Annotated in this window: 13 protein-coding genes; 7 read left to right on the top strand and 6 right to left on the bottom strand. The window is 65.0% G+C overall.

The features are described from left to right. Positions 1–31: 31 nt before the first annotated feature. Positions 32–1321, bottom strand: a complete 1290-nt coding sequence (locus M2334_RS02680; protein ID WP_181558533.1) for an adenylosuccinate synthase — start codon at positions 1319–1321, stop codon at positions 32–34. 368 nt (positions 1322–1689) lie between these two features. Here M2334_RS02680 and M2334_RS02675 point away from each other — a divergent pair, with 368 nt between their 5' ends. The 3 genes from M2334_RS02675 to M2334_RS02665 all read left to right on the top strand — a co-directional run bounded on the left by M2334_RS02675 (position 1690) and on the right by M2334_RS02665 (position 4387). Further along, positions 1690–2520 carry an alpha/beta hydrolase gene (locus M2334_RS02675; protein ID WP_264606023.1) on the top strand — a complete coding sequence of 277 codons (831 nt, stop codon included), beginning with the start codon at positions 1690–1692 and terminating at the stop codon, positions 2518–2520. A gap of 89 nt (positions 2521–2609) precedes the next feature. Then, positions 2610–2975 (top strand): hypothetical protein, encoded by a 366-nt coding sequence (locus M2334_RS02670; RefSeq protein ID WP_264604723.1) that lies wholly within the window; start codon positions 2610–2612, stop codon positions 2973–2975. 110 nt (positions 2976–3085) lie between these two features. After that, positions 3086–4387, top strand: a complete 1302-nt coding sequence (locus M2334_RS02665; RefSeq protein ID WP_264604722.1) for an MFS transporter — start codon at positions 3086–3088, stop codon at positions 4385–4387. A gap of 27 nt (positions 4388–4414) precedes the next feature. On the opposite strand, the gene M2334_RS02660 is transcribed toward M2334_RS02665, so the two are convergent. The 3 genes from M2334_RS02660 to mnmA form a co-directional block, all read right to left on the bottom strand. Then, complete coding sequence (locus M2334_RS02660; protein WP_264585836.1) at positions 4415–5146, bottom strand: hypothetical protein; 732 nt, start codon at positions 5144–5146, stop codon at positions 4415–4417. A 144-nt stretch (positions 5147–5290) separates the two neighbouring features. Next, complete coding sequence (locus M2334_RS02655; protein WP_264593788.1) at positions 5291–6022, bottom strand: hypothetical protein; 732 nt, start codon at positions 6020–6022, stop codon at positions 5291–5293. A 143-nt stretch (positions 6023–6165) separates the two neighbouring features. Further along, positions 6166–7272 (bottom strand): tRNA 2-thiouridine(34) synthase MnmA, encoded by a 1107-nt coding sequence (gene mnmA / locus M2334_RS02650; protein ID WP_264604721.1) that lies wholly within the window; start codon positions 7270–7272, stop codon positions 6166–6168. A 161-nt stretch (positions 7273–7433) separates the two neighbouring features. Here mnmA and M2334_RS02645 point away from each other — a divergent pair, with 161 nt between their 5' ends. Both M2334_RS02645 and M2334_RS02640 read left to right on the top strand, forming a co-directional pair. After that, positions 7434–7754 (top strand): hypothetical protein, encoded by a 321-nt coding sequence (locus tag M2334_RS02645; RefSeq protein WP_181558526.1) that lies wholly within the window; start codon positions 7434–7436, stop codon positions 7752–7754. Positions 7755–7834: 80 nt separating this feature from the next. Next, positions 7835–8134 carry a DUF1153 domain-containing protein gene (locus tag M2334_RS02640; RefSeq protein ID WP_181561284.1) on the top strand — a complete coding sequence of 100 codons (300 nt, stop codon included), beginning with the start codon at positions 7835–7837 and terminating at the stop codon, positions 8132–8134. Between the two features lie 67 nt (positions 8135–8201). Here M2334_RS02640 and M2334_RS02635 read toward each other — a convergent pair whose 3' ends face one another. Both M2334_RS02635 and M2334_RS02630 read right to left on the bottom strand, forming a co-directional pair. Next, positions 8202–8750, bottom strand: coding sequence for a metal-dependent hydrolase (locus tag M2334_RS02635; RefSeq protein ID WP_264604720.1), 549 nt, complete (start codon positions 8748–8750; stop codon positions 8202–8204). Positions 8751–8801: 51 nt separating this feature from the next. After that, a complete protein-coding gene (locus M2334_RS02630; RefSeq protein ID WP_413716456.1) occupies positions 8802–9200 on the bottom strand; it encodes a hypothetical protein in 399 nt (132 codons plus the stop codon). A gap of 309 nt (positions 9201–9509) precedes the next feature. On the opposite strand from M2334_RS02630, the gene M2334_RS02625 reads away from it, so the two are divergent. Then, positions 9510–10988: a phospholipase D-like domain-containing protein gene (locus M2334_RS02625; protein ID WP_264604718.1), complete on the top strand. Its 1479-nt coding sequence runs from the start codon at positions 9510–9512 to the stop codon at positions 10986–10988. Positions 10989–11113: 125 nt separating this feature from the next. Then, complete coding sequence (locus M2334_RS02620; protein ID WP_264593783.1) at positions 11114–12799, top strand: carboxylesterase/lipase family protein; 1686 nt, start codon at positions 11114–11116, stop codon at positions 12797–12799. The last annotated feature ends 58 nt before the right edge of the window (positions 12800–12857 follow it).

Raw genomic sequence — 12857 nt, 5'->3', positions numbered from 1 at the left:
AACCTCTACCCACGCGCTAACGGGTTAATTTTCAATCCTCGAACGGATCGCGCACCAGGATCGTGTCCTCACGCTGTGGCGAGGTTGAGACGCTGGCGACCGGGCATTCGATCAGCTCTTCGATGCGGCGGATATATTTGATGGCCTGCGCCGGCAGGTCCGCCCAGGAGCGGGCGCCGACGGTGGTGCCTTCCCAGCCGTCCATCTCTTCATACACCGGCTCGACGGCGGCCTGATCGGCCGCGTGCGCGGGCAGATAATCGATGATTTCGCCATTCAGCCGGTAGCCGGTGCAGATCTTGATCGTCTCGAACCCGTCGAGCACGTCGATCTTGGTGAGGGCAATGCCCGTGACGCCCGAAAGCGCGCAGGTCTGGCGGACCAGCACCGCGTCGAACCAGCCGCAGCGGCGCTTGCGGGCCGTGACGGTGCCAAATTCATGGCCGCGCTGGCCGAGGCGCTCGCCGGTCTCGTCCACCAGCTCGGTGGGGAACGGCCCGGAGCCGACGCGGGTGGTGTAGGCCTTCACGATGCCGAGCACGAAGCCAGCCGCACTCGGCCCCATGCCGGAGCCCGAGGCGACCGTACCGCTCACCGTGTTGGAGCTGGTGACGAACGGGTAGGTGCCGTGGTCCACGTCGAGCAGCACGCCCTGCGCGCCCTCGAACAGAATGCGCTTGCCGCCCTTGCGCACATCGCGCAGCCGCTTCCACACCGGCTCGGCGAACTGCAGCACGAACGGCGCGATCTCGCGCAGATCGGCGATCAGCTTGGCCCGGTCGATGGGCGGCTCGCCAAAGCCGGCGCGCAACGCGTCATGGTGGGCGCACAGCCGATCGAGCTGCGGCTCCAGCGAATCAAGATGAGCGAGATCGCAGACCCGGATCGCACGGCGACCGACCTTGTCCTCATAAGCCGGACCAATGCCACGGCCCGTGGTGCCGATCTTGCCCTTGCCGGCGGCCGTCTCGCGCAGGCCGTCAAGATCGCGGTGGATCGGCAGGATGAGCGGGCAATTGTCGGCGACGGCGAAATTGTCGCGCGTCACATGCACGCCCTGACCCTGCAGCTTCTCGATCTCGGCCTTGAGCGCCCAGGGATCGAGCACCACGCCATTGCCGATGATGGAGAGCGTACCCGTGACGATGCCCGAAGGCACGAGGCTGATCTTGTAGACCTGCTCGCCGACGACGAGCGTGTGCCCGGCATTGTGACCGCCCTGGAAGCGCACGACGCAATCGGCGCGGCTGGCCAGCCAATCGACAATCTTGCCTTTGCCTTCATCGCCCCACTGGGCGCCGATCACGGTTACATTTGCCATGGATACACGTCTCCGCCTGCCGGGCGGATCGCGACCACCCTTCGACAGGACTCGGTGGTCGGACTGGATCAAAGCGGGCGCGCCATCGCACCCGGTCCGGGGCGCCCGTTAGCCGCTCGATGGACCTTCCGTCAAGGCAGGTGCGGCGAGCAGGCATGTCAGGAGATGGGACCATTCACCAGCAGCAAACTTCCGTTCATCGCATTGTAAGGCAAAGTTCCCAATCAAAAGGCCTGACGTTTTCGAAAGTCAGGCTCATGATTCGCTCTCATTTACATGGCGTCACGCTCATCGCCGCAATCGTGGCCACGGTCGGTGTTACCAGCCTGCCCGCCGATGCAAGCCTGCGCGATCGCATTCGCGAGCGCATGGCCGGGCGGATGCAGCAGGATATCGCAGCCGACAAGACGGTGGACGGGCGCGAAATGGCCTATGGGCGCGACCCGGCGCAGACCCTCGCCTTCTGGCCCGCTGTTGGGCAGAGGTCCGCGCCGGTGCCACTCGTCATCTTCGTGCATGGCGGCGGATGGCAGCATGGCAACAAGACCAATGCCACGGGCCAGCGCAAGGTCGCGCATCTGACGGCGCAGGGCTATGCGCTCGCCTCCATCGACTACCGGCTGGTGCCGCAGGCGACGGTCGAGCAGCAAGCGGCGGATGTGGCCAGCGCCCTCGCCTATGTCATCGCCCACGCGGACAAGCTGAACATCGACCCCCGGCGGATCGTGCTGATGGGGCATAGCGCGGGCGCGCATCTCGTCGCATTGGTGGGCACGGACCCGCGCTATCTGCGCGAGGCCGGTCTGGCACCAGATGCCGCCGCCGGCATCGTGGCGCTGGATGGCGCCGCATATGACGTGCCGGCCCAAATGAAGTCCGGGCCGCGCATCATGGGCAAGACCTACACGGAGGCCTTCGGCAACGATCCGGCCCGGCAGAAGGCTCTCTCTCCGACGCTGCACGCCGCCGCACCCAATGCGCCGGCCTTCCTCATCTTCCATGTCGACCGCGAGGATGGCACCGCGCAGGCCCGCGCGCTGGCCGAGGCTCTGCGCAAGGCCGGAACGCCGGTGCAGATCGACCGGTTCGAGGGCAAAGGCCTGCAGGGCCACATGGAAATCAATCGCCGGCTGGGCGACCCGGATTATCCCGCCACGCCGGTGCTCGACAAGTGGCTCAAGGCGCTCTTCGCGCGCTGAGCGCGCCATAAGCCGGCGATAAGGGTCGCAATCGCGGTCGCGCCGGCCTATCATGCCCGCCCCAGCAAGAACGCCCCGGAGATAGACCCATGCGTGTTTTCCTGATCGGCCTGGCCACGCTCTCGCTCGCTGGCTGTGGCGGCGGCGCCAGCCAAGAGAATAGCGCAGGCGCAGCCAACAATGCCGCGCTGGCCCGCAATGCGATGGACAACGCCGCCAACGCGATCGACCATGTCGCGGCCATCGAAAATCTCTCCGAAACGCAGCAGCAGGCGGTCTTCCTGCGCGCCATTCGCGATGCCGATATTTCCTGCCGCGACGTCACGAAGGTCGAGCGGCTCGAGCCGGAAGGCGGCGTGCCCACCTGGCGCGCCCAGTGCGATCAGGGTGATGCTCATCTCATCATGGTCCAGCCGGACGGCAATGCGCAGGTCATGTCGCGCCCCACTCGCTGACCGCCCTGCCGGCAGGGTCGTCAGCCAGGCCATTGCACTTTGCCGATGAGTCTCTAGCATCCTGAGCGGCCGGACAATCAAGCCGCAGGGGACGCGTCATCAGCCTGATATTGAGCGAGAGCAAGCGGCTGCGCATCGGCAGCATGATGACCTTCTATGTGGCGCAAGGGCTGCCGCTCGGCCTTTTCCTGACGGCGGTGGCAGCCTGGCTTGCCTCTAACCAGATGCCGCCTGCCGCCATCGCCTCGCTGGTGGCGACCGCCTATCTGCCGTGGAGCTTCAAGTTCATCGGCGCGGCGCTGATGGATCGTTACGCCTATCTGCCAATGGGGCGGCGACGCGCCTGGCTGATCGGATCACAGGCCGTCATCCTGATCGGCCTCACCGTCGCCGCGATTGCCGCACCGGGGCCGCAGGATCTCGGCCTCATCACCGTGCTCGGCGTGCTGATCTTCTCCGGCGGCGCCATTCAGGACGTGGCGGTCGATGGCCTCGCGGTCGATATCCTTCCAGATGAGGAACAGGGAACGGCCAGCGCCTTCATGTTCGGCGGACAGGCGCTGGGCATGGCCATTGGTGGCGCGATGGGGGGCTATCTGCTCCAGCATTATGGCGCCGCGATCGCCTTTGCCGCCTTCCTGCCCTTCAATGCCGGCTTCCTGCTGCTCGCTCTGGTGCTGCGCGAGCGGCCGGGCGAGAAGCTGCTGCCATGGACAAAAGGCCGGGCCTCGGCCGAGGCGCTGAGCGCCCATGGCCTGCCCTGGCTGCGCATCCTCGCCATCACCTTCCGCTCGATGATCAAGCGCGACAGTCTGGTGCTGCTCGCCGCCAGCGTGCTCGGCCGCGCGGTGGGCGGGGCATTCACTGCCTTCTGGCCGGTCTTCGCGACCACACAGGCGAATTTCAGCACCAGCAGCTATTCGGGGATGGTCGCCACGGTCGGCCTGCTGGTGTCGATCTCCTGCATGGGCGTCGGCTCCCTCCTCGTCGGGAAGATCGGGCCGCGCCGCGCGACCGTCATCACCTATGCCGGCTATGCGATCATGTCGCTGGTCTTCCTGCTCTCGCCCGAGGTCGCGATGATCGGCACCGTCTTCGTGTTGCTCTCCATCGGGCGCGAGGCGACGGACATTCTGACGTCGATCAGTTCCAACCCGCTGCGGATGCGTCTGTCCGACAAGCGGGTCGGCGCCACCCAGTTCACGATCTATAATTCGCTGTCCAACCTGCCGGTCGCGCTGGGCGCCAGCCTTTATGCGTGGATCTATGGCGCGAGCGGCCTTGCCTGGCTGATGGTCATCCTGATCGCGATGACGGTGCTGAGCTGCGTCATCTTCGCCATGCTGCGCATCGGTGAAGTGGCTGACACGCCCGCCTCCAATGAGGACGACCTCATCCCGGTGATTAACTAGCCGGCGAGGGACGGGCCCGCTAGATCGTCAGCCGGCCTCGCAAAATGTCCGGTAGGTATGCAGCTCATGCACGCCGGTAACGATGCCGAAGCGGTTCATATACTCTTCCGCCTCGCGCGCCGCCTCGCGGAAATCATAGGTCGCGCCGATGGGCTTGGTGTGTCGGAGCGCCGTTCCGTCGACGACGCCCGTCTTCCAGCCTTCTTTCTCCGCGAGCACCGGCCACACCGGGTCCAACCCCCAGCCATATTTCAGCGAGGGGAAGGGAAAGACGATGTCGAACACTTCGCGGCGAAAGGCGACCAAAGGGCCGACCTCCGTAAAGTTCGTCTCACGCACCAACACGCCCTTGCGCCGCCGCATGATGTCCCACCCCCAATAAGAGTAGGCGCGCTGCGCGGGGCCGCAGATCTTCAGCTCGGCATATTCGGCGAGCGCAAGGAAAGTGTCCATGAACTGGTCGGGCAGTTCGACATCGTCGTCGGTCATTACCACCCAGTCGAATTCGCTAAGGTCATGCCGCGCCAGGAGGACGTTGGTGTTGTCCAGCTTGCCGAGATTATCGACGCCCTTGCTGTCAAAGGTGATGCGGTGTCGCTCGCTCTGCATCCGAGCATAGATTTCGCCCAGCGATTGCGGCGAGCGGTTCGATTGAACGCCAACCACGAGAACCCGCAAGCTCGGCAGGGACTGGAAGTGCTGGGAAGCCCGAAAGCGGGCAATTTTGGGATCGATGGCGCGATCGTGGAAAACGTCCACCACCCGGCCTGAGAGATTCCTCGCGGTTCGACTCGCCCGACCCTTGATCCTTTTCAAAATTGCCATGAACGCACTCCCGCAAACCGTCACTCGCCCTACGACATGGGAGTTGACGTTTTATTCACGGCAAAGCGCACAGGATCGTCAGCCCGCCTCGTAAAATGTCCGGTAGGTATGCAGCACATGCACGCCGGTGACGATGCCGAAGCGGTTCATATACTCTTCCGCTTCGCGCGCCGCCTCGCGGAAATCATAGGTCGCGCCGATGGGCTTGGTGTGCCGGAGCGCCGTGCCGTCGACGACCCCGGTCTTCCAGCCTTCCTTCTCCGCAAGCACCGGCCAGACGGTGTTGACGCCCCAACCGTATTTCAGCGAGGGGAAGGGAAAGACGATGTCGAACACCTCGCGGCGGAAGGCGACCAGCGGGCCGACCTCCGCAAAGTTCGTCTCGCGCACCAACGCGCCCTTGCGACGGCGCATGATCTCGCGGCTCCAATAAGAATAGCCGCGCTGCGCGGGACCGCAGATCTTCAGCTCGGCATATTCGGCGAGCGCAAGGAAAGTGTCCATGAACTGATCGGGCAGTTCGATATCGTCATCGGTCATCACCACCCAGTCGAACGCGTTGAGATCATGCCGCGCGAGGAGGACGTTGGTGTTGTCCAGCTTGCCGAGATTATCGACGCCCTTGCTGTCAAAGGTGATGCGGTGGCGGTCGCTTTGCATCCGGCCATAGATTTCGCCGAGCGATTGCGGCGAGCGGTTCGATTGAACGCCGACCACGAGAACCCGCAGGCTCGGCATGGACTGGAAGTGCTCGGAGGCCCGAAAGCGGGCGATTTTGGGATCGATCGCCCGATCATGGAAAACATCCACCACCCGACCTGAAAGGTTCCTTGCGATTCGATTCGCCCGACCCTTGATCCTTTTCAAAATTGCCATGGACGCACTCCGCAAGCCGCCACTCACCTCTAAGCCATGGGAGTTGACGTTTTGTTTCACGGTAGGGCTCGCGGCCCTTATGCGATGGCCATCTCCGCGCCTTCCGTTTCCGCGATCCAGCCGCCACCGAGCACCCGGTCTCCATCGTAGAGCACTGCCGCCTGACCCGGCGCCACGCCAAATTCTTCGCTCTCGAAGAGCAACCGGTCGCCATCCAACCGGGCGGGAACGGGACGGGCCATGGACCGCACCTTGGCGCTCAAGCTTCCATGGAACGTCCCGCCGAGCCAGTTGATCTCGTCAAGGCGCGCGGCGCGCACGGCCAGTGCCGCCTTCGGCCCGACGATCACCCGGCGCTGCTCGGCATCCAGCCGCACGACATAGAGCGGTTCTGCGAGGCCGCCGATCTCCAGCCCACGCCGCTGGCCCACCGTATAATGGATCAGGCCCTTGTGCGGCCCCAGCACACGGCCATCGATATGGACGATCTCCCCCGCATCATCGGCTTCGGGCCGGATTTTCCGCACCACGCCCGCATAGTCGCCATCGGGCACGAAGCAGATGTCCTGACTGTCCGGCTTGAGCGCGACGCCCAGCCCCAGTTCTGCCGCGATCTGCCGGACGACCGGCTTTTCCATGCCGCCGAGGGGAAAGCGCAGATAATCGAGTTGATCCTGCGTCGTGGCGAACAGAAAATAGCTCTGATCCCGCGCGGGATCGACAGCGCGATGCAGCTCAGCCCCGGCCGGGCCTACCACGCGCCGGACATAATGGCCGGTGGCCAGGCAATCTGCACCCAGATCGCGGGCCAGCGCGAACAGGTCAGTGAACTTGACGCCCATATTGCAGCGGACACACGGAATGGGCGTGCGGCCGGCCAGATACTCATCGGCGAAGCGGTCCATCACGCTTTCGCGGAAGCGGCTTTCATAATCGAAGACATAATGCGCGATGCCGAGCTTGTCTGCGACCGCCCGCGCATCGCGAATATCCTGCCCGGCGCAGCAGCTTCCCGTCCGCCCCACGGCGGCGCCATGATCGTATAGCTGCAGCGTGATGCCGATCGTTTCCGCGCCCGACCGTGCGGCCAGCGCCGCGACCACGCTGGAATCCACGCCGCCGGACATGGCGACGACGATGCGCTTGCCCTGCAAAGGCGTTGGAAGCTGAAAAAGTCCGTCCATCGGCGCCATATAAGCGCATTGGGGCGCAGCGACCAGCACCCGCAACCGATGACCAGCGGGTAAAGGCCGTCCGTCGCGGTCTATGCACCGGTAATCTCACCTAACAACCTGTCACCACGGCCTTTACGAGCGCTTATCTTTTGGCTGCTAGCAGGGTGGCCATGGACATAAGTGCCAACCTCGATGATCAGGCCCTGCCTGTCGCCCTGGCAAGCGGACGCAGCCCCCGGATTCCGGATCTGCGCCTGCTGCTCACGGTTCACGCCGCGCGCCAGGATACGACACCGACGGCCCGGGCCATTCGTGAAGCCGATCTTCCGGTCGTGCTTGCGGATGAGCCGTCACGGCTGAGCCTGATCTTTGCATCGAACACACCGAGCCCCGCAACGCTGCGACGCGCGGCGGGATCGTTCAATGCATCCGTGGCGGCATTCATGGCGGTGGGGACCAATGGTGAAGGCGCCGTTCACTCTGGCGGTTAGCCGGAGTGAAAAGCTTTGGGGTCAACATCATGAGCAAGAAGACCGTGTCAGACCGATCCCCGTCGGTGAATGAGGAAAGAATGATCGAGAACCAGAAGATTCGCCCTGCTCAAGTTGTCGGCCCTCTCGGTGAGCCGCTGACGCTTGACTCGCTGCCGCCCCCGTCGACCACCCGCTGGGTAGTGCGTCGCAAGGCGGAAGTCGTGGCGGCCGTCAATGGCGGCCTGCTGACAGTGGACGAAGCCTGTGCGCGTTACGATCTGACGCTCGAGGAATTCGCCAGCTGGCAGCGCGCGGTGGACCGGTCCGGCATGCCGGGTCTGCGGGTCACGCGGATCCAGCATTACAAGTCGCTTTACGAGCGCCAACAGCGCTTTTGAGGCAGCGCGGGGTCTCTTCCGCGCTCAAAGAAACAGGCCCGCCCGAGCGATCGGCGCGGGCCTTTCTTTATGCGCGATTTTGTGACGACTTTGCTTTGGGGCGGCGCCAGCGGCGCCAAAACCACGCGGCGGTCATCATCGCCAGCCCGGGCAGCCAGATCAGCAGCAGTTCGGAGTAGACCGTCTCCAGCCCGCGTGCCGAAAAAAAGCGCGCGCCGATCGGAGAGACGCGGATCGGCTGCCAGTCGAGGAACAGCCGCTGATGGTCGAACGGCCATAACAGCATCACGCCCTGCCCTCCGTCGGTCAGCATATCGAGCAGAGGATGGGACACTGCGCAGGCGAACAGAAAGGCAAAGGCCGCTGGACGTCCCGCGCGCGGCCAGACCAGCGCGATCAGGCCGACCACGCCGAGCGCAAACGCCAGCGAATGGGTAAAGCCTCGATGCCCCCATTGGCTGGCATAGCCGATGCCGAGGGGAAAGCCGATCACATCGAGATCCGGCAGGGCAGCGAGCGCACCACCGATGATGATAAGGGCTGGCGCAATCCGGCGCCGGCCCAGCGCACCGCCGGCGAACAGGGATAGGGCGGCATGGCTGAAGATGGTCGGCATGTCGTCTCTCTGCGCGACTTTCGGCTGTCAGCCAACCGCCATCGTCGACCCTTAATAGCCGACCGTTAGCCCCACGGACACATAACGGTCCCCGACATTGCCCTTCACGGCAACCCGGGGCAGCACCGGCATGGCGACGGTGCCATAGACGCGCGGCTCCTCGCCGCTGATCCGCGCGCCGATGCCGATGCGCAGGGACATGGGGATCTGGTAAGCCGCTTCCACCCGGCCATAGGCTGCCGTGCCGCCATCGCGCAGATAGACCCCGGCGCCCGGCGTGAGGCTGAAGCCTGCAAAGTCCACCGCATAACCAGCACCCAATTCGGCACCCCAGCGCCCATTGGCACGGGCATAATTGCCCTCCGCCCCCAGCCCTTCTGCCTGCGCGGGGACGGCAAGGCCCGCCAGCGCAAGCGCTGTGCAGGATATCAGGGCGGTGCGAACGGTCATCATCTTGAAAGCTCCGGAAAACTGGGATCGCACTGGCTAGGCGGCCGGTTCCGCAGCAGCAACGTTGCAGGGACGAGCCGAGTCGCCGGCGCGGCGGACAGACTCCGGCGCCCCTTGAGCCATCGCGCACAGATCCGCGCGAAAAGTGGGAAGCCTCCGGGCACCCTTTTGCGTTGCAACCGTAATGATAGCCGTTACGCCTAAGGGTTCCGATGGCGATTGAAACGGGGAAAGCATGATCGAAGCAGGCCGCCAACATCCCCACTCTCGCCGACACGTCGAGGCGGGGGTCGCGGGGAGCGCGCCGGCATGAAGGGCAATTACTGGCGCGCCGCCAAGGCCGCGAAAGCCTGCGTGATCGTCGATGCGGAAGATTATTTCCGGTTCGCGCGGCAGGCCATGATCCGCGCCCGCAAGCGCATCATGCTGGTCGGCTGGGACTTCGACGCGCGGATCGAACTCGCGCACCAGGAAGAGGGGCAACCCGATGGACCGGAACCGACCACCATCGGCGATCTTATCTACTGGCTGGTCGAGACCAATCCCGAGCTCGAAGTCTATTTGCTGCGCTGGGATCTCGGGGCCATTGGCTCGCTGTTCCGGGGCAAGACCATCTTCACCGTGGCCAAATGGGCCATCCATCCGCGCATCCATGTGAAGCTGGACGCTCATCATCCTACCGGCGGGTCGCATCATCAGAAGATCGTCGTGATCGACGATTGCTTCGCCTTTTGCGGCGGGATCGACATGACCGGCGACCGGTGGGACACGCGCGCGCATCGTGACGAGGAACCCGAGCGGCATCGCCCCGGCAAAGGGCCGGCCTACATGCCTTGGCACGATGCGACGACCGCGCTGCAGGGGCCGGCGGCGGCGGCGCTGGGCGAGCATTCGCGCGACCGCTGGAAGCGGGCGACCGGGCAGACCATTGCCGGCATCCGCAGCAAACATGACGTCTGGCCGGAAGCGCTGCCCGTGCAATTCGAGGATGTAGAGGTTCTCATCGCCCGCACGGCACCCAAAATGCCGGATCAGCGCGAGGTGACCGAGATCGAGCAGCTCTATATCGAGCAGATCGGGCGGGCGAAGCGGTGGATCTATGCCGAAAGCCAATATTTCGCCTCCCGCCGCATCGCCGAAGCCATGGCCCGGCGACTGGACGAGCCGGACGGGCCAGAGATCGTGATCGTCAATCCCGAGGCCGCGCAAGGCTGGCTCGAACCGCTGGCGATGGATACCGCGCGCGCCCGACTGGTGGCCGCGCTGCGGCGGCGGGACAAGCATGGCCGGTTCCGGCTCTACCACCCCGTCACCCGCGATCAGGAGCCGATCTACGTCCACGCCAAGGTGATGATCGTGGATGATATGATCCTGCGCGTCGGCTCATCCAACATGAATGCCCGCTCCTTGCGGCTCGATACGGAATGCGACGTGGCCGTGGACTGCTCGCGGCCGAGCAATTCTGGATGCAGCGCCGCCATCGCGGAGGTTCGCAACGATCTGCTGGCCGAGCATCTCGATGCCAGCATCTCACAGGTCGAGAAAAAGCTAGCCGCCAGCGGATCGCTGATCGAGACGATCGAGGCGCTCCGCTTCAAGGGCCGGAAAAATGCAAAGAGCCGCCGGCGCACGCTGGTGCCCTATGAGATTCCCGACCTCACAGGCGTCGAGGCTTGGCTGGCGGACAACCAGATCCTCGACCCCGAAGGGCCGGACGACATGTTCGAAGCCCTCAGCAACCGCGGCCTGCTGCGCCGCCTCTCCGGCTGGCGCCGTAGCAGGGGCTGATCCTCCCCAACGATCAAGCGGGTAGCGCGGCACAGCCCGATTGTGGGCCTCACCCGGCTTGCTTCCGCGCGCGAAGGGCCTAAACCTGTAATCGATTGCGAAGACCTTAGGGCAAGGAGAGGAACATGACAGGTTCGCGCGGAGAGGGCGCAAGTCGTCGGGCGCTTCTGCAAGGGCTTGTCGCCACCGGTGCCTTAGCCAGCGGGGCGCGACCGGCGCAGGCGAGTCCCGGAGCCATCGGCGGGCGAGGTCCCATTCTTACCGGCACAGGCATGGCGGATGTCGAGACCGCCAGCGGCCGGGTGCGCGGCTTCATGCGGGGCGGGATCACCATGTTTCGCGGTATCCCCTATGCCGACACGACCGGCGGCGCCAATCGCTTCCTTCCGCCCAAGCCAGCCAAGCCCTGGACCGGCGTGCGCAGCAGCCTCGCCTATGGGCCGATCTGCCCGCAGGACAAGGGCACAGGCCGCCAGAATGACGAAGAGGCCTTCATTTTCCAGTGGAATGACAGCTTCGACGGCGAGGATTGTCTGCGCATCAATATCTGGACGCCCGGCACGGACAATGCCCGACGACCGGTGATGGTCTGGCTCCACGGCGGCGGGTTTGTCGCCGGCTCCGGGCACGACGTCCCCGCCTTCGAGGGCTATAATCTCGCCCAGCGGGGCGACGTGGTGGTCGTCACGCTCAATCAACGTCTCAACCTGCTCGGTTTTCTCGACCTCTCCTCCGTGGACCCGGCCTATGCGCAGTCCGGCAATGTCGGCATGCTGGATATCGTCGCGGCGCTGCAATGGGTGAAGCGCAATATCGAAGCCTTTGGCGGCGATCCCGGTCGGGTCACGATCTTCGGCCAGTCCGGGGGCGGCGCCAAGGTTTCGACGTTGATGGCCATGCCCGCCGCGCGCGGCATGTTTCACCGTGCGATTGTTCAGAGCGGCTCCTTCGCCAAGGCCACGCCCCACGCTCAGGCCCGTAAGCTGGGGGAACTCATGCTGGCGGAGTTGGGCATCGGCAAAACCGATCTGCGTGCCTTGCACTCCCTACCCTATGATCGCTTGCTGGCGGCGAGCTCGGCCATCTTCCGCCGGGAGAATCCGCCACTGCCCGAAGGCGGCTCTATGGAGGCTCGGACCCGCGGCCGCTACGGCTTTACCCCGGTAGTGGATGGCGCGGTGCTGCCCGCCAATCCCGACGCACCGCAGTCCCTTGCGCTGTCGGCCGATGTGCCGCTGATCGTCGGCACGACCCTCAACGAGTTCACCACCGGGATCAACCAGCCCGACTTTTTCACGATGAGCGAGGCGGAGCTGCTGAACCGGGCTGATCGCTACACGGGAGGGCGCGGCGCGGCGGTGGTGGCCGCGTTCCGCCGGACGACGCCGGAGGCCCTGCCCTGCGACATCTGGTCACGCATCGCCACCGCACCGATCCGCCAGACCGCCATCGATCAGGCGAGCGGGAAGGCCGCGCTGCGTCGTGCCCCGGCATGGCTTTACAGCTTTGATCGGAGCACGCCCGTGCTGGACGGGCGTCCGCGCGCCTTCCACTGCGCGGAAATCCCCTATGTCTTCGCCAATGCCGAACGATGTGCCAGCATGACCGGCGGCGATGCCGAGGCCCTCAAGCTGGAGGCCGAGATGGCCGATGCGTGGATTGCTTTCGCGCGGACGGGCAACCCCAATCATGGCGGGCTGGCGCAATGGGACCCTGTGGTGGGCCATGGCGCACAGACCATGCGGTTCGACACCGTCTCGGCCATGCGAACTGGTTGGGACGAGTCCGAGCTCGCCGCGATGAAAGGCTGACACCCACGCCCGGTCGACGGTAAGGAAAAGGGGGCGACCTTGCGATCGCCCCCTTGTG

Source organism: Sphingobium sp. B11D3D (genome assembly GCF_025961755.1).
Classification (GTDB): domain Bacteria; phylum Pseudomonadota; class Alphaproteobacteria; order Sphingomonadales; family Sphingomonadaceae; genus Sphingobium.
Note: the sequence above shows the minus strand (reverse complement) of the source record. Positions and strands in the feature narration are given on the sequence as shown.